The sequence below is a fragment of the Roseateles sp. DB2 genome (assembly GCF_051857535.1).
Lineage (GTDB): Bacteria > Pseudomonadota > Gammaproteobacteria > Burkholderiales > Burkholderiaceae_C > Roseateles_B.
Genome location: NZ_JBPZGY010000007.1, coordinates 126,034 through 148,521, shown reverse-complemented (window position 1 = coordinate 148,521; position 22,488 = coordinate 126,034). Strand labels below are relative to the sequence as shown.

At 66.9% G+C, this 22,488-nt stretch carries 24 protein-coding genes; 5 read left to right on the top strand and 19 right to left on the bottom strand.

Translation table 11 applies throughout. The annotated features are described in order from the left end of the window. Nucleotides 1-16: 16 nt before the first annotated feature. Nucleotides 17-478, bottom strand: coding sequence for a pilus assembly FimT family protein (locus ACS5PK_RS13110; RefSeq protein WP_439440694.1), 462 nt, complete (start codon nucleotides 476-478; stop codon nucleotides 17-19). Next, nucleotides 478-861 carry a type II secretion system protein gene (locus tag ACS5PK_RS13105; RefSeq protein ID WP_439440693.1) on the bottom strand — a complete coding sequence of 128 codons (384 nt, stop codon included), beginning with the start codon at nucleotides 859-861 and terminating at the stop codon, nucleotides 478-480. The genes ACS5PK_RS13110 and ACS5PK_RS13105 overlap by 1 nt, the downstream gene beginning before the upstream one ends. A 470-nt stretch (nucleotides 862-1,331) precedes the next feature. Between ACS5PK_RS13105 and ACS5PK_RS13100 the strand changes: the two genes are divergently transcribed. Next, a complete protein-coding gene (locus ACS5PK_RS13100; RefSeq protein WP_439440692.1) occupies nucleotides 1,332-1,862 on the top strand; it encodes a hypothetical protein in 531 nt (176 codons plus the stop codon). A 127-nt stretch (nucleotides 1,863-1,989) separates the two neighbouring features. On the opposite strand, the gene ACS5PK_RS13095 is transcribed toward ACS5PK_RS13100, so the two are convergent. The 5 genes from ACS5PK_RS13095 to ACS5PK_RS13075 form a co-directional block, all read right to left on the bottom strand. Next, a complete protein-coding gene (locus tag ACS5PK_RS13095) occupies nucleotides 1,990-3,225 on the bottom strand; it encodes a type II secretion system F family protein (RefSeq protein ID WP_439440691.1) in 1,236 nt (411 codons plus the stop codon). A 2-nt stretch (nucleotides 3,226-3,227) separates the two neighbouring features. After that, nucleotides 3,228-4,982, bottom strand: coding sequence for a GspE/PulE family protein (locus ACS5PK_RS13090; protein ID WP_439440690.1), 1,755 nt, complete (start codon nucleotides 4,980-4,982; stop codon nucleotides 3,228-3,230). After that, the gene (locus ACS5PK_RS13085) at nucleotides 4,979-7,498 is read right to left on the bottom strand and encodes an ATPase, T2SS/T4P/T4SS family (protein ID WP_439440689.1); all 2,520 of its coding nucleotides are present in this window, start codon (nucleotides 7,496-7,498) and stop codon (nucleotides 4,979-4,981) included. The genes ACS5PK_RS13090 and ACS5PK_RS13085 overlap by 4 nt, the downstream gene beginning before the upstream one ends. Nucleotides 7,499-7,765: 267 nt before the next feature. Beyond that, a complete protein-coding gene (locus tag ACS5PK_RS13080; RefSeq protein WP_439440688.1) occupies nucleotides 7,766-7,993 on the bottom strand; it encodes a zf-HC2 domain-containing protein in 228 nt (75 codons plus the stop codon). After that, nucleotides 7,990-8,559: a sigma-70 family RNA polymerase sigma factor gene (locus ACS5PK_RS13075; RefSeq protein WP_439440687.1), complete on the bottom strand. Its 570-nt coding sequence runs from the start codon at nucleotides 8,557-8,559 to the stop codon at nucleotides 7,990-7,992. Before ACS5PK_RS13075 ends, ACS5PK_RS13080 begins: the two co-directional genes overlap by 4 nt. A gap of 178 nt (nucleotides 8,560-8,737) precedes the next feature. Between ACS5PK_RS13075 and ACS5PK_RS13070 the strand changes: the two genes are divergently transcribed. The 4 genes from ACS5PK_RS13070 to ACS5PK_RS13055 are packed head-to-tail and all read left to right on the top strand — an operon-like array spanning nucleotide 8,738 to nucleotide 11,214. Beyond that, complete coding sequence (locus ACS5PK_RS13070) at nucleotides 8,738-9,016, top strand: BufA1 family periplasmic bufferin-type metallophore (RefSeq protein ID WP_439440686.1); 279 nt, start codon at nucleotides 8,738-8,740, stop codon at nucleotides 9,014-9,016. 3 nt (nucleotides 9,017-9,019) lie between these two features. Further along, on the top strand, nucleotides 9,020-9,943 hold the full coding sequence (locus tag ACS5PK_RS13065) for a DUF692 domain-containing protein (protein WP_439440685.1): 924 nt from the start codon (nucleotides 9,020-9,022) through the stop codon (nucleotides 9,941-9,943). Then, nucleotides 9,927-10,766: an HvfC/BufC family peptide modification chaperone gene (locus ACS5PK_RS13060; RefSeq protein WP_439440684.1), complete on the top strand. Its 840-nt coding sequence runs from the start codon at nucleotides 9,927-9,929 to the stop codon at nucleotides 10,764-10,766. Before ACS5PK_RS13065 ends, ACS5PK_RS13060 begins: the two co-directional genes overlap by 17 nt. Then, a complete protein-coding gene (locus tag ACS5PK_RS13055; RefSeq protein WP_439440683.1) occupies nucleotides 10,723-11,214 on the top strand; it encodes a DoxX family protein in 492 nt (163 codons plus the stop codon). Before ACS5PK_RS13060 ends, ACS5PK_RS13055 begins: the two co-directional genes overlap by 44 nt. A 37-nt stretch (nucleotides 11,215-11,251) precedes the next feature. Here the strand turns inward: ACS5PK_RS13055 and tolA are convergent, their stop codons facing one another. The 12 genes from tolA to ACS5PK_RS12995 all read right to left on the bottom strand — a co-directional run bounded on the left by tolA (nucleotide 11,252) and on the right by ACS5PK_RS12995 (nucleotide 22,482). Beyond that, the gene (gene tolA, locus ACS5PK_RS13050) at nucleotides 11,252-12,130 is read right to left on the bottom strand and encodes a cell envelope integrity protein TolA (RefSeq protein ID WP_439440682.1); all 879 of its coding nucleotides are present in this window, start codon (nucleotides 12,128-12,130) and stop codon (nucleotides 11,252-11,254) included. A 73-nt stretch (nucleotides 12,131-12,203) separates the two neighbouring features. Beyond that, on the bottom strand, nucleotides 12,204-12,647 hold the full coding sequence (gene tolR, locus ACS5PK_RS13045; RefSeq protein ID WP_439440681.1) for a protein TolR: 444 nt from the start codon (nucleotides 12,645-12,647) through the stop codon (nucleotides 12,204-12,206). 6 nt (nucleotides 12,648-12,653) lie between these two features. Further along, on the bottom strand, nucleotides 12,654-13,349 hold the full coding sequence (gene tolQ, locus ACS5PK_RS13040; RefSeq protein WP_439440680.1) for a protein TolQ: 696 nt from the start codon (nucleotides 13,347-13,349) through the stop codon (nucleotides 12,654-12,656). A 62-nt stretch (nucleotides 13,350-13,411) separates the two neighbouring features. Beyond that, entirely contained in the window at nucleotides 13,412-13,858 is a 447-nt protein-coding gene (gene ybgC, locus ACS5PK_RS13035; protein WP_439440679.1) for a tol-pal system-associated acyl-CoA thioesterase, read from the bottom strand. Then, on the bottom strand, nucleotides 13,855-15,051 hold the full coding sequence (locus tag ACS5PK_RS13030; protein ID WP_439440678.1) for a pyridoxal phosphate-dependent aminotransferase: 1,197 nt from the start codon (nucleotides 15,049-15,051) through the stop codon (nucleotides 13,855-13,857). Before ACS5PK_RS13030 ends, ybgC begins: the two co-directional genes overlap by 4 nt. Before the next feature lie 34 nt (nucleotides 15,052-15,085). Next, on the bottom strand, nucleotides 15,086-15,607 hold the full coding sequence (gene nusB, locus ACS5PK_RS13025; protein ID WP_439440677.1) for a transcription antitermination factor NusB: 522 nt from the start codon (nucleotides 15,605-15,607) through the stop codon (nucleotides 15,086-15,088). A gap of 2 nt (nucleotides 15,608-15,609) precedes the next feature. Beyond that, the gene (ribH, locus tag ACS5PK_RS13020; RefSeq protein WP_439440676.1) at nucleotides 15,610-16,074 is read right to left on the bottom strand and encodes a 6,7-dimethyl-8-ribityllumazine synthase; all 465 of its coding nucleotides are present in this window, start codon (nucleotides 16,072-16,074) and stop codon (nucleotides 15,610-15,612) included. Between the two features lie 7 nt (nucleotides 16,075-16,081). Continuing rightward, a complete protein-coding gene (ribBA, locus tag ACS5PK_RS13015; protein ID WP_439440675.1) occupies nucleotides 16,082-17,191 on the bottom strand; it encodes a bifunctional 3,4-dihydroxy-2-butanone-4-phosphate synthase/GTP cyclohydrolase II in 1,110 nt (369 codons plus the stop codon). Between the two features lie 121 nt (nucleotides 17,192-17,312). Beyond that, nucleotides 17,313-18,401, bottom strand: a complete 1,089-nt coding sequence (gene ribD / locus ACS5PK_RS13010; RefSeq protein WP_439440674.1) for a bifunctional diaminohydroxyphosphoribosylaminopyrimidine deaminase/5-amino-6-(5-phosphoribosylamino)uracil reductase RibD — start codon at nucleotides 18,399-18,401, stop codon at nucleotides 17,313-17,315. Between the two features lie 378 nt (nucleotides 18,402-18,779). Next, nucleotides 18,780-20,276, bottom strand: a complete 1,497-nt coding sequence (locus ACS5PK_RS13005; protein ID WP_439440673.1) for a hypothetical protein — start codon at nucleotides 20,274-20,276, stop codon at nucleotides 18,780-18,782. A 137-nt stretch (nucleotides 20,277-20,413) separates the two neighbouring features. Then, nucleotides 20,414-21,757 carry a hypothetical protein gene (locus ACS5PK_RS13000; RefSeq protein ID WP_439440672.1) on the bottom strand — a complete coding sequence of 448 codons (1,344 nt, stop codon included), beginning with the start codon at nucleotides 21,755-21,757 and terminating at the stop codon, nucleotides 20,414-20,416. After that, nucleotides 21,751-22,482, bottom strand: coding sequence for a PilW family protein (locus ACS5PK_RS12995; protein WP_439440671.1), 732 nt, complete (start codon nucleotides 22,480-22,482; stop codon nucleotides 21,751-21,753). Before ACS5PK_RS12995 ends, ACS5PK_RS13000 begins: the two co-directional genes overlap by 7 nt. Nucleotides 22,483-22,488 lie beyond the last annotated feature (6 nt).

Sequence of the window (22,488 nt, the reverse complement as noted above, 5' to 3'; positions counted from 1 at the left end):
GGACGGTCGTGGCGCCTCAAGGAAGCGCGTGAAAGAGGCCCGTTTCGTTTTCAATGCGGTAGCTTTTGCTGTAGCCGCCCCGGCTCACGGTGAGGTCCAGGGCGCCGCCGCTGGACGTGCTGGTGAGCCCGGTGCTGGTGGCGTAGAAGTTGGCCGTCACAGGGGACGCCAGGCTGAGGCAGGGGCTGTTGCCTGCGGGGCAGTTCAGGGAGCCGAGGCTGCTGCCGTCACCATAGGCAAAGCTGGCGCCGGTGGCGCTGAAAGTGACGACGATGCTGCGGCGCTGGTTGACGGCCATGCGCTGCATGGCCTGGCAGCGCGACTGCAGATCATCGCCGTAGGCCCGCAAGCGCCAGCTGTCGATGTCCGAGAACTTCGGTGCGGCGTAGACCGCCAGCGCACCGACCAGCACCAGCGTGATGATCAGTTCGACCAGGGTGAAGCCCGCATGCTTGAGCAGGCGGGCTCCAGTGGCCATCAGAGGATGCCGGTCACGGTGAAGTTGGCGGAAGCCGCGCCGCTCGGGCCGGTGACCACGCAGTCCGTCTTGGTGGCGTCGGCGGCAACGGCGGCACTGGTGATGGTGTAGCCCGAGGGCAGGTCACCGGCCTGCAGCTGCGTCTTGATGTGCTGGCAGTCCGACACGGCGGTGCCAAAGCTGGTGCCCTTGGCCTTGCGCTGTGCGTAATTGATGGCGGAGGCCGAGCTCAGCGCGCCGGCCACGCCCTGCACGGCAGCGCTCTTGGCGTCAGAGCCGAAGTCCACGAACTTGGGCAGGGCAACTGCGGCGAGCGCCCCCAGGATCACGATCACCATCACCAGTTCGATCAGGGTGAAACCAGCTTGATTGTTCTTGCTCATGCGCACACTCCGTAGTTCAGGCACTGCCTGGCATCCGGCGTGACGGCCCACGCCTCCACTCCTAGACCGGATGTGGGACAACGGTATCGGGATTTGGCCTTCAGGGTGAAGGACTTCCTTCACGAACTGTCTCAAGCTGTTGCCCTATCAATGAAAAGTTTCGATCTGGCTCAAACTTGCTCGACGCACAAAGCCGGATTGACGCCTTTTCACCTCGATGCCCGCAGCTCTGCTGGCGAGGCGTCCGGCTGCATAGGGGCACGCCTGCCAGCCCGATATGCAGAAATCTGCAGGCCGCGGATTTGAAATATTCAGCCTGGCAAGCCGTCCGGAAGAACAGTGGGGATTCGTATAAGCCCCATTCATGCCGCGGAATAATGCTTCGCATCCTGAGTGGGCTTCCCCGCATGTCGGACTGTTGCAGTCGTTCATGAAGCTTACGCCCATGGAGCTATTGAAGGCGGTGACTCATGCGCAAACTGTCGCGATTTCTTTTTCTCCTTGAGATTGTGCCCCTGCTGGTATTCGTCGCCATCCGGGCACTGGACCTGGACATGACGCAGCGAATCCTGGTGGCAGGTGGCTGTGCCTTGACCGCATTGCTCCTGCTGCGGGTCTTGCGCGTCTCCTATTCGCCGCTCTTCTTTGCGACGAATGTGTTTTTCGTCTTCGCAGCCTCGCTGCTGCTATCCCCATTTGACCGGCTCAGCGCCTTTTTCCTCTATCTGGGAGAGGTCGGGATGTTTGTGACCATCCTGCTGATCGGCTTCATCTGGCTGCTCAGCCAGGATGGTGGGCTCTTCAGTCCGACCGAGGCCGCCGGACTCCCGCACAAGCGCTACTCCTGGTGGCTGCTGCTGGTGTATGCGGCCTGCCTGCCGATCGCCTGGAAATTCAAGGGCAATGAAAACCTGGCTGGGGCCCTGCCATTCATGTTGATCACTGTTGCCGAGAAGTTGTTCTACAAACTCCAGCTGCGGGACATGAAACGCGGCGCCTGACCACTCGATGGGCGCATGCGGCCAGGGCCAGGCCTTTTATCCGCGGGCCTCGTCGGCTGGGCGTCCTCGGTGCAGCGTTGTCGACAGGGCTCCGGCCCCTAGGCAGGCGAGCCGGCTCGGCAGGTCCTCAGCTGCGTCCCATGGCCGCCTGGCCCAGGCTCCACAGGGGCATGAAGACGCCCAATGCCAGCACGAAGACCATCACGCCAATGACCAGCAACAGCAGCGGTTCGATGGCGGAGGACAGGCCTTTGATCGCGTAGTCGGTCTCCCGCTCGTACATCTCGGCGATCTCCAGCAGCAGCTGGTCCAGCTCGCCGGTTTCCTCGCCCACGGCGATCATCTGCAGCACGATGGGGGTGAACACGCCGGCGGCGGTGGCGCAGCGGGAGATGCTCTCGCCGCGCTCCACACCATTGCGCATTTGTTCCACACGGCTGGCGATGAAGGCGTTGTCCACGGTCTGGGCAACCACGCCCATGGCCTGGCTGATGGGCACGCCGCTCTTGGTGGCGAGCGCAAAGCTGCGGGCAAAGCGGGCCAGTGTGGCCTTGAGCACGATAGGGCCTGCAATGGGCAGTCGCAGCTTGATGCGGTCCCAGCGGTAGCGGCCCTCCTCGGTCGCCAGCCAAGCCCGGACCAGTAGCATGAGACCCACCGCGCCGGCCAGGAGCAGCGGCCACCAGCGCACCATCCAGGCCGAGAACCCCAGCAGCACACGGGTCATCAGAGGGAGTTCGGCCTTGAAGCCGGCGAAGACCGTGGCAAAGGTGGGCAGCACGAAGATGTTGAGCACCACGATGGCGATGGTGATGGCCGCCAGCACCATGACCGGATAGCGCAGGGCCTGCTTGATGCGTGCCCGTGTGTCCAGCTCGAACTCCAGGTGCTGGGCCAGGCGCAGCAGGACGTCCGGCATGCGGCCGGTCATCTCGCCGATTTGCATCATCGCGACGTAGAAGGAGTTGAAGATGCCGGGGTGGCGGGCCATGGCCGTGGAAAGCTCTCGCCCCTGGTCCAGGCTGGCACGCAGGTCCTGCAGCAGCGTGATCAGGCTGGCCTGGGCGGTGGAGGCCTGCAGGCCGGCCAGGGAGCGCAGAATGGGCACGCCAGCCTTCTGCAGGGTATAGAGCTGGCGGGTGAGGATCAGGCAGTCTTCCATGCTGACCGGCGCGCGCCGCAACTGCTCCCACCACGAGGGGCTGTTGTCCGACATGCTCTTTTGTGCGCTGGCCTCAATGAGCACGGGGACCACGCCGCCAGCCATGAGCTGGGCGGCTACGGCGTCGCTGCTGTCGGCGTCGGTCTGGCCCTGGACCAGCTCGCCGCGGCCGTTGCGCCCCCGCCAGGCAAAGCTCTTCATGATCAGTCGCCCTGGTCAAAGCCGATGCGCATGGCCTCGGCCAAGGTGGTCTTGCCTGCCTTGACCAGGGCCAGGCTGCGATCCGCCAGCGTCTTGCCCCGCAGCGCCTCGCGGGCCGCGGCCATGAAAGCGCCGGCGTCGCCACGCTGCACGGCAAGCGCCATCTCAGCGTTCATCTCCAGCATCTCGTAGATGCCCTTTCGACCCAGGTAGCCCGTGCCGTTGCAATGCGAGCAGCCATGGCCCCGAACGCTGCGCACCGCGTCGGCCTGGCTGCCGGCCACGGCCTCCAGCCAGGCGCGCTCCTGGGCATTGGGCACATGCGGCTCGGCGCATTGTGTGCAAACCGCGCGCAGCAGGCGCTGGGCGAAGACGGCCTGCAGTGAGCTGGCCACCATGAAGGGCGGGGCGCCCATGTCCAGCAGTCGGAAGGGCGTGCTCAGGCTGTCTCGGGTATGCAGGGTGGACAGCACCATGTGCCCGGTGATGGCGGCTCGCAGGCCGATCTCCACGGTCTCGGCATCCCGCATTTCGCCGACCAGGATCACGTCCGGGTCCTGGCGCAGGCAGGCACGCAGCACGCGGGCGAAATCCAGCTCGATCTTGTCGTTCACCTGAACCTGGGTGAGCCCGGGGAGCCGGTACTCGACCGGGTCTTCCACGGTGATGATCTTGCTCTTCTCGGCGTCCAGCTCGGCCAGGGCGGCGTAGAGCGTGGTCGTCTTGCCTGAGCCCGTGGGGCCGGTGACCAGCACCATGCCGGCCTGCTGCGAGAGGATCTCGCGGAAGCGGGTCAGCATGTCCTCAGGCATGTCCAGCTGGTGCAGGCGGCGAACGGCATTGCCCTGTCCCAGCAGGCGCATCACCACCGATTCGCCATACTGGCCGGGCAGGGTGGAGAGGCGCACGTCGATGGTCTTGTCCCGCAGGCGCAAGGTGAAGCGGCCGTCCTGGGGAAGGCGCTTCTCGGAGATGTCCAGGGCGGCCATCAGCTTCAGGCGCTGGGCCAGGGCAGGCGCGATGCGCTTGTCGGCCTGGGTCTGGATCTGCAACTGGCCGTCGATGCGGGTGCGGATCAGCAGCTCGGTCTCCTGGGGCTCGATGTGTACGTCGGAGGCACCGGCCTGGCTGGCATCCTCGAAAACGGACTGCAGCAGGCGCACCACTGGCGCGCCCTCCTGGCCCACGCTGGCCTGCAGGGCGCCAAAGTCCACGGCGTCGCCGATGTCCTTTTCCAGCGCCTTGGCCAGGCCGGAGATCTCTTCGCTGCGCCGGTAGTGCCGGTCGAAGGCGGCAGGCAGCTGGCTCTCCGCCACGACGGCCATGGCAATGCGGCGCTTCAGCAGGCGCGAAAGCTCGTCGTAGGCGAAGAGGTCCAGGGGGTCGGCCAGGGCCACCAGCAGGGTGTCGTTGCGCTCTTCCAGTACCAGGGCCCGGAAACGGCGCGCCGGGGTCTCGGGCAGCAGGCGCACCAGCTCGGTCCTGAGCGGGAAGGTCTTGAGGTTGACGAAGGGGATGCGCAACTGCCGTGCCAGCACATGGGCCAAGGCTTCTTCGGTGATCAGGCCGGCGTCGATCAGCAGGCGCCCCAGCTTCTTGCCGGAACTGCGCTGCATCTCCAGCGCCTGCTGCAACTGCTCCTGGGTGATGAGTTCCTGCTGGACCAACACGTCACCCAGGCGCAGCTTCTGAGGGCGGCCGCTGTTGCGTTCGGTATCGGGGGCGGAGGCGGTGCTGGGGCTGTCCATCGGATTCATGCGTTGCTGGTGGCGCGGACCTCAGCCAGTGTGGTGACGCCCTGCAGCACCTTGACGATGCCGTCCTGGCGCAGGGTGCGCATTCCTTCCTTCATGGCCTGGGTCTGGATGTCCTCGGCGCGGCTGCCGGTCTGGATCAGGCGGCGGATCTCGCGCGAGACGCTCAGCAGCTCGTGCAGTCCGGCCCGACCCTTGAACCCGGTGTTCTCGCACTGGGGGCAGCCCGCGCTGTGATGGTGCATCAGCTGGCCCTGGGTGCCATGAAGCTGACGCCACTGGGTGAGGATCTCGTCACGGCCGGGGCGAATGTCTGGTGCGAAGCCGTGCAGGTAGTCCTCCAGAAGCTCCTCCAGATCGGCCGCGGGCAGGGCGGAACTCTTGAGGCAGTGCGGACACAGGCGCCGCACCAGGCGCTGCGCCAGCACGGCCAGCAGTGAATCGGCGAAATTGAAGGGGTCCATGCCCATGTCCAGCAGTCGCGTGATGGTCTCGGGCGCGCTGTTGGTATGCAGTGTGGAGAGCACGAGATGGCCGGTCAGCGAGGCTTCGACGGCGATCTGGGCCGTTTCCTCGTCGCGGATCTCGCCCACCATGATCACGTCCGGGTCGGCCCGCAGGAAGGCGCGCAAGGCCTTGGCGAAGGTCCAGTCGATCTTGGGGTTCACCTGCACCTGCCGCAGTCCGGACTGGGTGATCTCGACCGGGTCCTCTGCGGTCCAGATCTTGCGCTGCGGCGTGTTGATGCGCGAGAGCACCGAATGCAGCGTGGTGGTCTTGCCCGAGCCCGTGGGGCCGACGCACAGCACCATGCCGTAGGGCCGCTCGATGGCTGTCGTCAGCCGGCTCATGTTCTCGGGCGAGAGCCCCAGCTTTTCCATGGGGATGGGCCGGGCCGAGGACAGCAGGCGCATCACCACGTCCTCCAGGCCGTTGTTGGTCGGGATGGTGGCCACGCGCAACTCGATGCGGTGCTGGGGCGAGAAACGGGCGAAGTTGATCTTGCCGTCCTGGGGTTTGCGCCGCTCGGAAATGTCCAGGTCGCACATGATCTTGATGCGGGCGATCAGGGCGTTGCGATAGGTGTGGGGCAGCTCCAGGTAGGGCTGCAGCAGGCCGTCGCGGCGAAAGCGGATCTTGAGCTTCTCGCGGCCGGGATGGGTTTCGATGTGGATGTCGGAGACACCCTGCTGGCTGGCCTCGATGATCATGGTGTTGATCAGGCGCACCAGGGAGTTGTCCGACTGCTCGATCTGCGGCTCGTCCTCCCGGTTGCCGCGTTCCTGGACCTCGCGCTCCAGGCTTTCGATCAGCTTGTCGGTGTTGTCGAACTCGAAATCAGGCTGCAGGCCGGGCAGGGGGATCTCTCGGGGCGCGATGCTCTCGCTGCCGAAGCGGTCGTAGGTGCTGGGCAGGGCAAACTGCAGGCTCCCAACCTTGGTCAGCGCGGGCGCCACCTTGAGCTGGGTGACGAACTCGATCTCGTCCAGGGCGTCACGCCGGGTAGGGTCCTCCATGGCGACGATCAAGCGCCCGTCGCGCAATACCAGGGGCAGGACCTCCAGGCGGCGAGCCACCGAGAAGGGCAGCTTGCGCACAGCGTCGGGCTCGACCGGGAAGCGCTCCAGATCCACCAGCGGGTAGCCCATCTTGCGGGCCAGTGCCGACTGCAGCTGCTGGCGGGTCACGATGCCCTTGCGCACCAGCAGCTCGCCCAGGGGGATGGAGCGGTCGCTGCGCTGCTGGGCCAGGGCATCTTCCAGCTGGTCGTAGCTGATCAGCTCCATGGCCAGCAGGGCCTCGCCAATGCGCACCATGGGCATCTTGGCCTGCTGCTCGATGGCCTGCAGCAACTGCTCGGGCGTGACGATCTGGCGGGCCAGGAGGATGTCGCCCACGCGCTGGCTGCGCAGCTTTTGCTGCTCCTGGGCCGCGGCCTCGATGTCCTCGACGCGAGCGAGCTGGTCCTTCACCAGCACGTCGCCAAGGCGCTCGCCGATATCGTGGCCGGCCACGCTCTCGCGAGGCAGAAAGACGCAGCGGACCGCGTCATCGAACTCGCTGACCGGCACGAAGAGGAACAGCCCCATGGCGTTCTCGTGGTGGCCTATGGTCATGCCCTTGAGTTCGCCACCGCCAGTGAAGCGCACCTTGAACTCCACTCGTGGGCGCTGGTCCAGGCTCAGGGCCTCGGGCGGCTGCTCAGGCTGGCGGGGCGACGCCGGAATCGCCTGCTGGAGCTTCAGCGCACGGAACTGGCTGAACTTGAGCCCGACGGGGCTGCGTGCCGGCGGCACCAGGAGCTGGGCCACGCGCTCGCGGGCCTGCATTTGCAGCAGTTGGCCTTGGGTGCGGCTGTTGTTCAGGCCCAGGATCTCGCAGGGTTGCGGGGCCTCGCTGGGAGGGACAGGCGCGTACGCGGCATAGGGCGGTGTGGGCCAGGCAAACACGGGATCAGGCCCAGCGTCCGATCCGGACCCGGGCTCGGGCCAGTCAATCGTCGCGGACAGGTCGTTCATCTCGAAACTCCAGGGGCAAGATCGGCGGCCCACACCGGCGGCACGGCCAAACCGTGCCATCCAAGGACGCATGCTAATCGCAAGGGCAGGGGGCGGATAGCCGGAACTGGCGGGGCCGGGGCGTGCTGTTGCATCGCCGCTGCCCGTGCATGAGACGAACAATCGGCAGCAGACAGGCCAGGGGGCAAGGACTGACCCCGCCTGTGCCCGATCGTGAGGCCTCGGCCGCTGTCCCTGATGTCGCCTTCGCGGGCTTCTTGGCCAGGCTCAGCCCAGCCCCTCGTCCTCGCTGTAGCGGCGCCAGCGCTGACTGGCCTTTTGCATCAGCTGCACCTGCTGCAGGAACCGCGGGCAGGCCGCGCACATGGGCATGTGCAGGGCTACCAGCAGGCGCTCGCGCAAGCCAGGCGGACGCTCCTGGGCGAGCAGCAGCAGCTCGGTGACCTGGCGGCAACTGGGCAATACAAGGCGGAGCAGAGGTCGTAGCAGTTTCATGCGGCGGCTCCCGGGCCGGCGCCCGCAAACCAGTTCAGTTCAAGACATTCGCGCAAGCGCAGTCGCGCCCGGTGAAGCATCACCCAGAGATTGGTCGGGCTGATGGCCAGGACCTTACAGATCTCCTCGGTGTCCAGCTCCAGCCATTCACGCATCATGAACAGGCGGCCCTGCTGACCCGGCAGCTTGTCCACGCAGGCTTCCAGCACGCGCATGAAGTCCAGCTGGCGCAGCGCCTGCTCTGGGTCGCTGCCCCAATCGCCCGGGGCCTCCCGCCAGTGGCCGGTGCTGTCGAAGAGCTGCTCGTCCAGGTCTTCCTCGTCCTCACGGCTGCTGGACAGTTCCCGGCAGTTGCGCCGGATCTGGTCGACCAGCTTGTGCTTGAGCACGCCGACCAGCCAGGTCTTGAGTTGAGAGCGACCCGCAAAGCCGTCTGGCCGCTCCAGCGCGGCCAGCAGGGTCTCGGACACGGCGTCCTCGGCCCAGGCTTCATTCCTGAGCTGCAGGCGGGCGTACTTGAGCAACTGCGGACGCAGGCTCTCCAGCTCGGCAGGGGCGATGCTCATGGTGCAGTGAGGGGCTTGTGGGTGGGCAGGTGCCGGATGATTGCCGCGCAGTGTAAGGACTGTCAGGCCTCTTGCGACACAAGCCATGTGGTCCGATGATGGCCGCCTCGCGACGAGCCACCATGACCCGCCGTCATCCCGACGATTGCCAACCCACCTTAGCCAACGAGGAATCATCATGTCCAGCAACAAGACTCTCAGCACCGCCCTGGCCGCCGCTCTCGCATTGGGCCTGGTCCAACAGGCTCAGGCAGAGGACAAGGGCGCCAAGGAAAAGTGCTACGGCATTGCCAAGGCCGGCCAGAACGATTGCGCCAATCTCAACGGCAGCCATAGCTGCGCCGGCCAGGCCAGCACCAACAATGCGCCGGAAGAGTGGCGCTATGTGCCCAAGGGCAGCTGCAAGAGCCAGGGCGGCATGAGCACCGAGGAAGCCCGCGCCAAGCTGAAGAAGTGAGCCATGCAGGCAGCGGAGGACACCGTTGCGGCGCTGTGCGGCATCGGCTGGCGCCACGGCCATGAGGCCGAGCTGCTGGAGCGACGGCCGCCGCTGCCTTTCATCGAGGTCCACTCGGAGAACTACTTCCAGCCTGGCGGCGCCGCGCTGCAGACCCTCAGCCTGGCGCGCGAGCACTACCCGGTGAGCCTGCATGGCGTGGGTTTGTCCCTGGGCTCGGCCAGCGGGCTCGACCCCTGGCACCTGGCGCAGTTGGCCCGCCTGGCTGAGCGGATACAGCCCTTGCGCATCTCCGACCACGCCAGCTTTGCCCGCGTGCCATTGAAGGGACAGATGGTGCATGGGGCTGACCTCCTGCCGGTGTCCTTCACCCGGGCGTCCCTGAACCTGATGGTCAGCCATGTGCAACAGGTGCAGGACCGCCTGGGGCAGCCCTTGCTGATCGAGAACCTGAGCGCCTATCTGGACTGGTCTCCCGAGGCCGGCGAGGGCCCGATGGCGGAGGTCGACTTCCTCGACGAGCTGTGCCGCCGCAGCGGCTGCGGCCTGTTGCTGGATCTCAACAACCTGATGGTCAATGCGCTGAACCGCCGTGGCGGCGCAGAAGCACTGGCATTGCAGGATGTCGCGGCCTGGGTGGCATCCTTGCGCACCCTGCCGGGTGAAATCCATCTGGCGGGGCATAGCCGTCAGCAGGGGCTGGTCGTCGACGACCACGGCGACCATGTCAGCGAGCCGCTGTGGCGGCTCTATCAGCACACCCTGCAGCGTTTTGGCCGGCGCATCCCTACACTGATCGAATGGGACACGCGGCTGCCGACGCTGGACCTGCTGCTGGCCGAGGCCCGGCGGGCCGATGCCGTGGCGGCACAGGCCTTCGAGGGTGAAGGCCGGATGCTGAACGAGTGCCATGGCAACCGAAGCTGAACGACAGGCGGCGCTGCTGACGGCCATCCTCCACAGCGATGGGGCGGGTGATGTCCAGGCGCTGCACCGGCTGGGCCTGCGCGGCGTGCTGCCAGCCGAGGCTGAGGCTGCCCTCCCTCAGGGTCTGCAAGCCTACCGAGGCAATGCCATCGCACTCGCTGAACGCGCCCTCTCAGCGGCCTTTCCGCAACTGGCGTCGCTGTTGGGCCGCCAGTTCGCCAGCCTGGCCTGGTCCTTCTGGAAGCAGTGTCCACCAGCCCGCGGCGACCTCGGCGAATGGGGCGCCTCGCTGCCGGACTACCTGCGGCACAGCGCCGATGACGCGCTTGCAGACATGGCCGCGCTGGAATGGGCCCTGCACCAGGCGGAGCGCGCGCCGGACGCGGCCCTGGATGGCGCCTCCCTGAGGCTGCTGCATGGCGATCCGCAATGCCTGCGCCTGACCTTTCGTCCGGGCCTGCGTCTGCTGGCCCTGTCGGACGAAGCCCTGTCGCTGCTGTCCTCCCATCGTTGCTGGCTGGCGCCCGTGCGCATCGGCCGAGCGACCGTGCTGGTGTGGCGTAAGGATTGGCGCGGCCGGGCGACTCAGCTGCAGGCGGCCGAGGCCGCCTTCATGCGCAGCGTGCTGGCCGGTGATAGCCTGGAGGTCGCCTTCGCGGCCTCACAGGGAGCCGATGACGAAGGGCTGGACTTCACGGTCTTCCTCCAACAGGCGCTGCGGGAGCAATGGCTGAAGGCCGTCCTGCCCTTGGAGGCTGTGGGTGGCCACGAGGAATCCAATGATGCTTACCCTGACGAATCTGCTGCGCCGCCTGAGCGCTAGCGCCTGCCATGTCGGCCCCGATGCAGAGCAGCCCTGGCCGGCACCCCTGTTTCGCTGGAGCCAGACCCTGGCTCTTCTGGCGGCCCGGGTCTATGTGGCCCGGGTCTTCCTGCTGTCCGGCCTGACCAAGCTGCGGGACTGGGACACCACGCTGGCGCTGTTCCAGGACGAGTACCAGGTGCCCCTGCTGCCCCCAGTGCTGGCGGCCTACGCAGGCACGGCTGGCGAGGTACTGCTGCCTATTCTGCTGCTGCTGGGCCTGGCCACGCGATTTGCCGCGGCGGGCCTGTCCGTGGTGAACGTGATGGCCGTGCTGAGCCTGGCCGAAATCGCTCCGGCGGCACTGGCCGGCCACCAGTGGTGGGGCAGCCTGTTGCTGGTCCTGCTGCTGTGGGGCGGGGGCAGGGTTTCGGTGGACCAGGCGCTGCAGTCCCGGCTCAAGTCCTGAGTCGGGACTTGGGGCAAGGCCTGACCCCGGATCCGGCTTAATCGTTTGGCTTGAAGCTGATCACCAGTGCGGGCGGCACGCGGCCATCGGTGTTCCGGGGCAGGCGGTCCGTGCGTTCGATGGCGCGCAGCACGGCGCGGTCCCAGTCGCCATCGCCACTGGGCTTGCTGAGGCGGCTGCTGATGATCTTGCCATCCGGGGCGCAGCGTACCTCGACCTCGGCCTGAGGATTGCTGCCGCTGCTGGCCGTGTAGATGATGTTGGGCCGGATCGCTGCCTTGATGCGACCGGCGTAAGTGGCCGAGGGGCCGGAGCTCTGCAGGGCCGTGCCGGCGCTGCCTGGCGAGCCGTTGGCACCTGCCAGGCCCATCATGCGCTCGAGGTTCTGCTTGCGCAGGGCGTCCAGCTTGGCCTGTGCATCCTTGGCGGCCTTCTCCTGCTTCTGCTTCTCGAGCTTCTCCTGCTTGGCCAGGTCTTCTTTCTTCTGGCGCTCCTGCTCCTTGAGCTTCTCGCGCTCCTTCTCCTTTTCGAGCGCCTTCTGCTTTTCAAGCTCCTTCTTGCGCTGGAGTTCGAGCTCGGCCTGGCGGCGCTCCTCTTCCTTGCGCTTCTTCTCCTTGGCAATCGCGATCTCGGCGTCGCGCTGATCGGGCTGGGCTTCAGGCACAGGGGGAGGCGTCTTGGCCTTGGGCTGCTCGGCTTCGGCTTGAGGCTCGGGCTCCTGCAGACGCGGCGCCGCAGCCTGGGGTAGCAGGGACCACAGCTCGGCCTCGAAGGCGGGCTCAGTCTGGGTGTGCCACTGCACGCCCAGGCTCAGGCCCAGCACCAGCAGGGCATGCGCCAGCAGGGCCAGGCCAAAGCCACGGCCCATGGCGGGTGCCTGGGGTGGGCGCAGCGGATCAGCGGACAGGGTGCTCACGGCATGAGCCTCCCTGTGAGGTACCTTGCAGATGGGTTCATGCGGGCAGCCGGCGTGCTCATGCTCATGGGGGTCAGCGGCTTGTGTCGGCTGCTGCGCCGCTCTTCACGGCCAGGCCCACGCGTTGGATCCCAGCACTCTGCAGGCTGTCCATGACCTTGACCACAGCCTCGTACTTCACGTTCTTGTCGGCCGAGATGACCACCGGCGTACTGGCATTGCCGGCCTGGGCCTGCTTGACCTGCAGAGGCAGGTCCTTGAGCGTGGTGGGCTCGGGCTCAGCCTTGTCCAGCTTGAGTTTGATCTTCTCGTCGGAGCCCACGACCACGTGGATCACGTGGTCCGGCTGCTGGCGGCTCTTGCCCACGCTGGGCAGGTCGACCAGGCCCGTGGTGATCAGTGGCGCACTGACCATGAAGATGATCAGCAGCACCAACATCACGTCGATGAAGGGCACCATGTTGATCTCGTTGATGGTGCGGCGGCGTCCTCGGCCGCGAGAAGCAAGGGCAGCCATGGCGGATCAGCGGGCGGTGGGCGCGGCAGCGGGCGAGCCGGCATTGCGCTGCAGGATGTTGGAGAACTCCTCGATGAAGGTCTCCAGGGTGATGGCACTGCGGTCGATCTGGCGCGCGAAGCGGTTGTAGGCCAGCACCGCCGGGATGGCGGCGAACAGACCGATGGCCGTGGCCACCAGGGCTTCGGCGATCCCGGGGGCCACGGTGGCCAGGGTTACCTGCTGCAGATTGGACAGGCCCACGAAGGCATGCATGATGCCCCAGATGGTGCCGAACAGACCCACATAGGGCGAAACCGAGCCGACCGAGGCCAGGAAGGACAGATGCGATTCCATGGCATCCAGCTCACGCTGGAAGCTGGCCCGCATGGCGCGGCGGGCGCCATCCAGCAGGGCGCTGGGCTCGGCCACACGGCGCTCGCGCAGCTTCAGGAACTCGCGCATGCCGGAGGCGAAGATGCGTTCCAGCGGGGCGCCGTCGCTCTTGCTGGAGACGCTGTTGTAGAGATCATTGAGGTTCTTGCCGGACCAGAATTCCTGTTCGAAGGACTCGTTGCTGGACTTCACCCGGCCCAGGGCGATGAACTTCGAGAAGATCACGCTCCAACTGGCCAGGGAGACCGTCAGCAGGGCGCCGATGACCAGCTTGACCACGAAGCTGGCGTTGGCGATCAGGGTAAAGATGGAAAGGTCTTGGTTCATCTCGGGTCGCTTAGGCGCGGTGAGGACGCGGTGAAGATGCGGGGAGTCAGCGGGTGGCGGCTTCAGACCGCCGGAAAGGATAGGGTGGACAGGCGCTCCAGCAGCTCGTCCGGCATGCGGGCAGGGCGGAAGCTCGCGGCATCCACGCAGCCTATGCGGATTTCGCCTTCGGCCAGTAACTGTCCGTCACGCCAGGCCTGCTGGAACAAGGTCATGCTGGCGCGGCCCTGCTCGCGCAGCTCCACGGTGACGGCGATCCAGTCGTCCAGGCGGGCTGGTGCAAGGTAGTTCACCGCCGTGCGGCTCACCACGAACATGCGGCCCTGCGCCCGGCGCATGGCTTCCTGGCTGAAGCCCAGCTCGCGCAGCCATTCGGTGCGGGCGCGCTCGAAGAACTTCAGATAGTTGGCATAGAACACCACGCCACCAGCGTCCGTATCCTCCCAGTAGACCCTCAGGCCATGGCGGTAATCAGCCTGCGGCGCCTCGGGGGCGTGGAACTTGCTCATGCGCGGCGCAGGCTGGGCAGCAGCTCGGCAAGGCGCCCGACGGCTTCGTCCAGGTCCTGGTCGCTGCTGGCAAAGGACAGGCGCAGGAAGCGCGAGGCCAGGGCAGGGCCGAAGTCCCTGCCCGGCGTCAGGGCGATCTGGGCGCGGCGCATCAGCTCAAAGCTGAAGTCCCAGGCGTTGTCAGTGAAGGCGGAGACGTCCATCCAGACATAGAAGGCGCCATCGGGCATCACCGGCACCGCCAGGCCCAGGGCTTGCAGCGCAGGCACGATGCGGTCGCGCCGGGCCTTGAGCACGGCACGGCGGCGTTCGTATTCGGCCAGCGAGGCCTCCTCGAAGCAGGCCAGGGCGGCATGCTGCGCAATGCTGGAGGGGCAGATGAAGAGGTTCTGCGCCAGCTTCTCGACCGGCCCCACGAGGGCGGGTGGCAGCACCAGCCAGCCCAGGCGCCAGCCCGTCATGCCGAAGTACTTGGAGAAGCTGTTGATCGAGATGACATCCTCGCCCAGTGCCAGGGCGCTGTGGCCGAAGGCATCCTCGTAGGACAGGCCCAGGTAGATTTCGTCGATCAGGGTCAGGCCGCCACGCTGGCGCACGGCCGCTACGATGCGCGCCAGCTCTGCGGGCTCGACGGAGGTGCCTGTCGGGTTGCTGGGCGAGGCCAGCAGCACGGCGCGGGTGCGCTCGGTCCAGGCGGCCTCGACCTGGGCGCAACTGGGCTGAAAGCGCTGCTCGGGGCCGGCCGGCAGCAGCACCGCCTGGGCATCCGCCGCCGCCACGAAATGGCGGTTGCAGGGATAGCTGGGGTCCGGCATCAGGACCTGGTCCCCGCGCTCGAAGAGGGCCAGACTCACCAACTGCAGGGCTGCTGAAGCACCGGCCGTGACCACGATGCGCGAGGCCGGTACGTCCAGCCCGAAATGCTGCTGGTACCAGCGGCTGATGGCATCGCGCAGCGCCGGCAGGCCGGCGGCGGCGGTGTACTGGGTGCGGCCTTCAGCGATGCATCGGGCTGCCGCCTCGGCCACGCCGGGGCTGGCGCCGAAATCGGGTTCACCGATGTTCAGGTAAATCATGCGGCGACCGCCCTGGGCAGGGTCGCACAGCGCCGTGCGGGCCAGTTCATCGGCCGCCTTGGCGCATTCCATGACGTAGAAGGGATCGATGCGATCCAGTCGCTGGGCCAGCTTCATCCGGGACTGCGTGGGTGACGGTGCGGGCTCGTGCTCAGCGGGCGGGCCGGCGCTGGGCCTGCACTTCCACGGCGCGCAGGTCCTCGGCTGCGCGGTCCAGTACGCCGTTGACGTACTTGTGGCCGTCGGTGCCGCCGAAGGACTTGGCCAGCTCCACAGCTTCGTTGATCGCAACCTTGTAGGGGATGTCGATGCAGTGCTTGAGCTCGTAGGCGCCGATCATCAGGATGCCGTGCTCGATGGGTGAGAGCTCGGTGGTCTTGCGATCCACGTGGCGGCCCAGCACGCCGTCCAGGTCGGCAGCTTCATGAACGCTGCCGTTGAACAGGGCGTCGAAGTGGGCTTTGTCGCACTTGTCGAAGCCCTGCTGCTCGCGCATATGGGCCTCGATGGCGCCAGGCTCATCGCCAGTGACCAGCCACTGGTACAGCGCCTGGAGCGCGAACTCGCGCGAGCGGCGGCGGGCCGACTTGGCGCCGGCCCGCTTGACACCGGGCTTGCCGGCCGACTTGGCTGCGGGCTTGGCTGCAGTGGGGGTGGGGGTCTTGTCGTTCATGCTCACTGCAGGGCTTTCAGAAGATGGGCCATTTCGACGGCAACGCGCGCGGCGTCCGCGCCCTTTTCCGCCGCACGGGCCCAGGCCTGGGCTTCGTTCTCGACGGTGAGGATGGCGTTGGCGATGGGCAGGTTGGCGTCCAACGAGACACGGGTCACGCCCGCGCCACTTTCATTGGCCACCAGCTCGAAGTGGTAGGTCTCGCCACGGATGATGCAGCCCAGAGCAATCAGCGCGTCGAAGCGCTCGCTGTCCGCCATGGTCTGCAGGGCGACGGGCACTTCCAGGGCGCCCGGTACGGTGACGTGGCGGATCTGGTGGCTGGGCACGCCCATGGCTGCCAGCGCTTCCAGGCAGTGTTGCGCCAAAGTGTTGGTGAGGGTCTCGTTGAAGCGTGCCTGCACGATGCCGATGCGCAGGTCCCGGCCGTCCAGGGTGGCCTGTTGTCCCTTTTCTGCTCCTTGCATGGGCTGTTCACTCCTTTTGAGTGCTCTGCTGAGCACTCAAGAAACCGGTAACTTCCAGGCCATAGCCGGCCATGCTGGGCATGCGACGCGGGCTGCCCAGCAACTTCATCTTGTGCACGCCCAGTTCGCGCAGGATCTGGGCACCGACGCCGTAGGTGCGCAGGTCCATGGCCGTGGCGCGGGGGGCGGTGCTGCCTGTCCCTTCGAATCGGCCCAGCAGCGCCTCGGCGGTTTCACCGCAATTCAGCAGCACGGCCACGCCGGCGGGGGCTTGCTTCAGAGCCGCCAGTGCCTGCGGCAGTGGCCAGGAGTGGCCACAGGGGCCGGCGTCCAGCAGGTCCAGGGCGGAGAAGGGCTCGTGCACTCGCACCAGTACTTCATCGGCCGGCTGCCAAAGGCCATGGCTCAAGGCCAGATGCACGGCGCCGGTGCGGTCCTTGAAGACGCTGCAGTCGAAGCTGCCCTGGTGCGTCTGCATCGCGCGGCGGCTGACCAACTGGACGAGGGACTCGTTGCGACTGCGGTACTCGATCAGGTCGGCGATGGTGCCGATCTTGATGCCATGCTCCCTGGCGAAGATCTCCAGGTCTGGCAGACGGGCCATGGTGCCGTCGTCCTTCATGATCTCGCAGATCACGGCAGCGGGCGTCAGACCCGCCATGCGGGAGAGGTCGCAGCCGGCTTCCGTATGGCCGGCGCGCATCAGCACGCCGCCGTCCTGCGCCTGCAGGGGGAAGATGTGGCCGGGCTGGACCAGGTCACGCGCCTCGGCGTTCCTGGCCACTGCGGCCTGCACGGTGCGGGCACGGTCTGCGGCGGAGATGCCGGTCGTGACACCCGTGGCCGCCTCGATGGACACGGTGAAGGCCGTGCCATGCTGCGTGCCGTTGCGCGTGGCCATGGGCGGCAGTTGCAGGCGCTCGCAACGGTCGCGCGTCAGCGTCAGGCAGATCAGGCCGCGGCCGTACTTGGCCATGAAGTTGATGGCTTCGGGCGTGACGTGGTCCGCAGCCAGGACGAGGTCACCCTCGTTCTCGCGGTCTTCTTCGTCAACCAGGATGACCATGCGGCCAGCGGCCAGTTCGGCGACCAGCTCGGGGACAGGAGAGATAGGCATAGGGGCGGATTGTAGAGGGGCGGGGCGACCATCCGGTGTTTCCCGGGGGCGGAGATGCGCAGTTCCCTTGGGCGTGGCGCCTAGTTTCCGGCAGCTCACGCGGGGGCAGGGGCCAGTAGGGTCAATACCCCAGCTCTGGCCGACGCAGTCGAAGCCGCAGGTCCCCGCCGACCGGGAGGGCTTCCAGCCAGTCGAAGCGTGGCGCGGCGTCCAGGCCGGGCAGCAGGCCCAGGGCTGCCATGCCACGGCCCTCGCCCAGCAGGGCGGGCGCCAGATAGACCAGCAACTCATCTACGAGACCGGCCCGCAGCAGGGCACCATTCAAGGTCGCGCCGGCTTCCACGTGGAGTTCATTGATGCCGCGCCGTCCGAGCTCGATCAGCAAGGCGGGCAGGTCGACCTGTCCACCCGTCGGCAGGGCCAGGGTCTCGACGCCTGCCGGCCAGGTACTGGAGGACGCCGCGCCGGCATGAACCAGCAGCACGCGACCTGGCGCTTGCAGGATGCGAGCGGACAGCGGCGTCTGCAGCCTCGAATCAGCGATGACGCGCAGCGGCTGCAGGAGGGCGGTCTCTGTGCCGGGCAGGCGCAAGTCCAGGCGGGGATCATCATCCCGAACCGTGCCCAGACCGGTCAGGATGGCGCCGGCCCGCTGCCGCCACCGCTGACCGTCCTGACGTGCAGCAGGGCCTGTGATCCATTGGCTGCGTCCGTCGGGGAGGGCGGTTCGGCCGTCCAGGCTGGCGGCCACCTTCATCCGGACATAGGGCCTGCCGAGCACCATGCGGCTCAGGAAGCCGATGTTGATCTCCCTCGCTTCAGCCGCTCCCAGGCCAAGTTCGCAGGCGATGCCCGCTGCTTCGAGATGCGCCCGGCCCTTGCCTGCAACCAGGGGATTGGGGTCGAGCAGGGCGATGTGCACCTGTGCGACGCCAGCCGCGGCCAGCGCTTCGCAGCAAGGAGGTGTTCGCCCGTGGTGAGCGCAGGGTTCAAGAGTGACATAGACCTGGGCGCCTGCTAGGGCACTTTCGCCGTGGCCTCGCGCCCGAGCATCTCGCAAAGCCATCACTTCGGCATGGGGCCCGCCAGCCTGCTGGGTATGCCCTGCGCCCAGCACATGCCCTTGTTCATCCGTGATGACGCAGCCGACTCGCGGATTGGGGTCGCTCAGGCCGATGGCACGCTGGGACAGGGTCAGCGCCAGTTCCATGGCTTGCTGGGGCGACAGTGGGTGGTCCGCAGGGACGGCGGGGAGGGGCGCCGGCATTGCGGCCGGGCTTGGTGCCGGATTTGGGGAGTTCACGATGGCGTGTCAGTCAGATGGCAAGGCGCTGGCATGTGCGGCGGTCGTCCGAGGGGCAGGATGTGCTTGGCAGGTGATGTGTGCCTGAGGATTTGGCTTGGAGGAACAGGTTGGAAGAACGGGTTGGAAGAATGGGTTGGAAGAATAGCGCGCTCCGCCGTGCCCTGGCGATCGGGCCGTCGGCAAGGGCGCGGGCTTGCGGTGGTGGCGGATGCTGGTGAGGGTTGAACGGCTGACGGATCGCTTGGGTGTGGCTACAGATGAGATGAGGCGCGCGCATGGGAATCATGCGGGCGGCTGGTGTGCTTGTGTGCCCATATCCAGCAGCCTGCCTGCGGCTGGGTCCGCGGGGAGGTCCGTGGGGCAGGGGAGGCCGGTACGGATCACCAGGAAGTTCTGCTGGGTCAGCGGTCCGTCCACATCGGTGTAGAAAGGCGGATGCTCAGGGTTGGCAATGCGGCCGTCGCGGTCGTGGTCTGCACTGTAGCGGCAGATGCGATAGCGCGTCAGGTCGGCCGCCTCGCCGGTCAGCTCGCTGCGCCCGCTCCATCGTTGGTCAGAGCCCCGTGGATAGACCAGACAGTGGTAGCTGACCACCGCCAGCCCTCTTGCAAGTGCGCTGCTCGCGTTGCTGACACAGCGGGGCGGCGCTGGTGAGGCCGCGGCACTGCTCAGGCGCAGCACCACGCCGAGGGGTATGGCTCTGGAGCGGGGCAGGGAGGGTGAGGGGCGGTCACTCAAGTCGAAGTGAATCTCGCCGCTCAGCAGCAGCGCTCCCCCACCGATCATCCGGGAGCGGCAGTCTGCAATGTCGGCGGCCCGAAGCCCATCGAGGCTCCTCCCCCCCAGCTCACAAAGGCCCATCACCCAGCCGGTCCGAGCATCCAGCAACCAGGCCTCGGCAAGGCTGGCCTCTGCCTGAAATGCCAGCCATCCCGGGCTCACGGTGCGCGCGGCGTCAGAAATGGAGGGATGCCGCCCCCGTATCAGGGCCACATTGCCGACAGTCTGTGGATGGAGTGCCAGGAGCGCCACGGTTGGATCGCCCAATCCCAGGCGGGCGGGCCATCGCAGTGACTGCCAGATGCCAGACCGGTCCTGCCAGCGCAGCTGCAGGTCAACGTCCTGCAGAAGGGGACTGTCCGCGGCACTGACTCTCTGAAGGAACTCATACCGGCTGCCGTCCAGCACCTCATGCCAAGTCTCATCAGAGACTGGAGGGTGGTCCGTTTCGAGCCTGGGGGGCCGTGCGGCGCTGGGCGCTGCACGGCCATCGGCACCGACAGGTGCACGGGCATGGACGGAGCTTGTGCTGCCCCTAAGCATGCCCTCCGGCCTGCCACTGCCCTCTCTGCCACTGCTCTCTCTGTCACTGCCCTCGCTGTCAAGCGGATCCTCGCTGTGGACTGATGACCATCCGCCGTAGGTATGCAGGAGCGCGTCAGGGCCACTTGGTTCGACGCTGGCAAGCCCGGCCCGCAGTCGCTCCAGTCGTGCTTCGGCAAGCACGGCTGCGGCGGCGCGCTCGCGCGCCTGGTCGCCGAAGTCGCGCATGAAGGCCTGTCCCTTGAGCAACAAAACCATGCCTATGCTCAGCAGCAAGCTGGCCAGCAGGGCCTCCACCAGGCTCAAGCCAGCCATTGGGCGGTGTACATGCCTCTGCAAGCTGATCGAAGGCCTTTTCTGTTGCTGCTTTTGCGGCCGTTGTCGCCACTGTTGTCGCCACTGTTGTTGCCGCCCTTGCTTTCGCTGTTTTCGTCGCCATTCGCTAGGCATCTGCAAGCGACTGTTCCGTCGATGGCGTCTGTGGATTGTTCTGTGCATGCGCGAGCACTGGGGGCAGCCGAGGCCGGCAGAAAGTCTCATGGCCGTGGTGCGTCGCCTCATGCCGCTGGCTACTCGAGGTGGCGTGACATGTCTCATGCAGCCCATCCTCCTGGTAAGCGAACCCAACTGCCGCGCAGCTCGGTCAGGCGACGGATGATCGGTGCACTGTGCACCAGCTGGACACGCCCGGTCAGCACGACGGCGCCTGCGCTGAGCACGGCGCCATCTATGCGCAGGGCAGCGCCGGGCGCGCTCAGGCGGGTGGTGCCGTGGCTATAGATCAGACCCGTGAGCCGCAGGCTAGTCTCTACGTCGAGGGTGCTGTCGCACAGGATCAGCACTGGGCTGTCTGGGCTGCCCAGGTGGAGGGGGCTTCGCAGACGAGCCGGCCCCTGAATCCAAAGCCAAGACTGCCCGGCCCTGATGCGGGCTTCCAGGGCCGCGCTGCAATCAGCAGCGGCCCGGCAGTCCAGCACGGACAGTCCGGCTCGATTGCGGTAGGGCAGTGGCAGCATGCCAAAGAAGCGCTTGAAGAAAGCCTCCGGGGACAGGGCCAGTTCGGCGTCCAGGCGGCGGACGAGTGTGTCCGATGTGCTGCCCGGAGGGCCTTGCACATGGGCATCAGCGCCAAGCACCTCGCCTCCCGCCTGCAGAACCCAGGCACTGTCAGGATCGGGCGCCAGGGCCAGGCCGGCTTCCCTGTCTTCCAAGCCCCGCAGATTCACCTCAGCACCGCTGATCAGGGCGCTACCGGGGGCCTTCGCCAGGGCCGAGGAGAGCACCACCAGCTGCGACTGCGCCTTGGCAGGCAGGGGGCCGGATTCCGGGATGGCCGCAAACTCGCAAGGAGCTTGACCTTCGGCGCAAGACTGGACCAGCAGGCGCAGGGTCCTCCGATGCCAGTGCGCGGCCTCTGCCCACTCCTGCCCCTGGAACTCCAGGCTGAGACGAGGCCGCTGGTCGGTGTACAGGCGAGGGCGTACGGGGTCGGTGCCTGGCGAAGGGCCAGGCGTCCTCATGTCGGGGCAATGGCAGTGCCAGACGCCGTCGTCGACACTGCATTGGAAGGGGTGGCCTCGCCAAGCCTCGCGTACCTGACGATGCCCACGCTCGTCGACGATGCTCAGGCTGTCGCCAAATGCAGGCCCTGGACTGGCACCGGGGCGGCAGTCTGCATCGAGCGCCGGACTGTTCAGGAGGTGCAGGCCCCAGTCCAGGCCGCTTTCCTGCAGGCTCTGGCGCTGGTGGCCCTGCACCATGGCTTCGCTGACCATCTGCTCCCCTTGGATGACCCGGGCGCTGAGCAGCGCGACCATGCCCATCAACAGGAGCATGACCGTCAAGGTGGCGAAGGTGGCCATGCCTGCTTGGGCGTGGCGTGCGCTGGGCAGATTGGCGGGTGAGCGCCAGAGCGTAGAGGGAGGGGAGATCAGCATGGTTCCTCAGGCCGTTCCAGGCGCTTGTTGCGGACGTGAATGCTGCTGCTTAGGCTGCGCACGGTGCGGCTGTCCAACCGGGACTGGCCGATCAACCGGACATGGAGCACCTGGGTTTGCAGCCGGGCATCGCAGGGGGCAAGGGCCATCGCGCATGCGCAGACCACGGGCAGCGTGCTGCTGGCTTTGCCCAGACGCAGCTCCAGTCCTATGAACCGCACGGTGTTGCTGTCAGTCCAGGGCTGCCAGCTTCGCTCCAGCAGGTATTGCAGCTGCGTTCCCTGCAGACGCAGGCCCCGCTCGAGGCGGCGGTCGGCCTTGTCTGGGTCCTCGCGCCGATAGCCCAGGCTCAGTCCGTTCCCAGTGCGCTCGTCTGCGATGGGCGAGCCCTCCAGAAGCAGTTGCAGCTGCGGGGATTCGGTCGGCGTGACCGCTGCGCCGCCACGCTCTGGGATTCGTGCGTGCGCGGCAGGATCGGCGCCGCTGCGGTGGACTTCGTGACGCATCAAGGCCATGGCATTGCGAAGCTCCTGTTGCAGCAGGGTCTCGGCCAGCAAATGCTTGTGTTCGCGCCACTGGCTGAGCATGAGTGCGCCTGCGAGGGCGCACAGGAACAGCCCCAAGCCCATGCCCACCAGCAGATCCACCAGGGTCCACCCGGCTTGCCTTGTGCGCGAGGCCCGCTCGCTGTGGGGTGAGGGCCAGGCCGGGTCGGCATGCCTCATCGCAGG

Coding starts and splice junctions, on each gene's coding strand:
- ACS5PK_RS13110 (WP_439440694.1), bottom strand. CDS start 478: ATGGCCACTGGAGCCCGCCTGCTCAAGCATGCGGGCTTCACCCTGGTC.
- ACS5PK_RS13105 (WP_439440693.1), bottom strand. CDS start 861: ATGAGCAAGAACAATCAAGCTGGTTTCACCCTGATCGAACTGGTGATG.
- ACS5PK_RS13100 (WP_439440692.1), top strand. CDS start 1,332: ATGCGCAAACTGTCGCGATTTCTTTTTCTCCTTGAGATTGTGCCCCTG.
- ACS5PK_RS13095 (WP_439440691.1), bottom strand. CDS start 3,225: ATGAAGAGCTTTGCCTGGCGGGGGCGCAACGGCCGCGGCGAGCTGGTC.
- ACS5PK_RS13090 (WP_439440690.1), bottom strand. CDS start 4,982: ATGAATCCGATGGACAGCCCCAGCACCGCCTCCGCCCCCGATACCGAA.
- ACS5PK_RS13085 (WP_439440689.1), bottom strand. CDS start 7,498: ATGAACGACCTGTCCGCGACGATTGACTGGCCCGAGCCCGGGTCCGGA.
- ACS5PK_RS13080 (WP_439440688.1), bottom strand. CDS start 7,993: ATGAAACTGCTACGACCTCTGCTCCGCCTTGTATTGCCCAGTTGCCGC.
- ACS5PK_RS13075 (WP_439440687.1), bottom strand. CDS start 8,559: ATGAGCATCGCCCCTGCCGAGCTGGAGAGCCTGCGTCCGCAGTTGCTC.
- ACS5PK_RS13070 (WP_439440686.1), top strand. CDS start 8,738: ATGTCCAGCAACAAGACTCTCAGCACCGCCCTGGCCGCCGCTCTCGCA.
- ACS5PK_RS13065 (WP_439440685.1), top strand. CDS start 9,020: ATGCAGGCAGCGGAGGACACCGTTGCGGCGCTGTGCGGCATCGGCTGG.
- ACS5PK_RS13060 (WP_439440684.1), top strand. CDS start 9,927: ATGGCAACCGAAGCTGAACGACAGGCGGCGCTGCTGACGGCCATCCTC.
- ACS5PK_RS13055 (WP_439440683.1), top strand. CDS start 10,723: ATGATGCTTACCCTGACGAATCTGCTGCGCCGCCTGAGCGCTAGCGCC.
- tolR (WP_439440681.1), bottom strand. CDS start 12,647: ATGGCTGCCCTTGCTTCTCGCGGCCGAGGACGCCGCCGCACCATCAAC.
- tolQ (WP_439440680.1), bottom strand. CDS start 13,349: ATGAACCAAGACCTTTCCATCTTTACCCTGATCGCCAACGCCAGCTTC.
- ybgC (WP_439440679.1), bottom strand. CDS start 13,858: ATGAGCAAGTTCCACGCCCCCGAGGCGCCGCAGGCTGATTACCGCCAT.
- ACS5PK_RS13030 (WP_439440678.1), bottom strand. CDS start 15,051: ATGAAGCTGGCCCAGCGACTGGATCGCATCGATCCCTTCTACGTCATG.
- nusB (WP_439440677.1), bottom strand. CDS start 15,607: ATGAACGACAAGACCCCCACCCCCACTGCAGCCAAGCCCGCAGCCAAG.
- ribH (WP_439440676.1), bottom strand. CDS start 16,074: ATGCAAGGAGCAGAAAAGGGACAACAGGCCACCCTGGACGGCCGGGAC.
- ribBA (WP_439440675.1), bottom strand. CDS start 17,191: ATGCCTATCTCTCCTGTCCCCGAGCTGGTCGCCGAACTGGCCGCTGGC.
- ribD (WP_439440674.1), bottom strand. CDS start 18,401: ATGGAACTGGCGCTGACCCTGTCCCAGCGTGCCATCGGCCTGAGCGAC.
- ACS5PK_RS13000 (WP_439440672.1), bottom strand. CDS start 21,757: ATGCTGATCTCCCCTCCCTCTACGCTCTGGCGCTCACCCGCCAATCTG.
- ACS5PK_RS12995 (WP_439440671.1), bottom strand. CDS start 22,482: ATGAGGCATGCCGACCCGGCCTGGCCCTCACCCCACAGCGAGCGGGCC.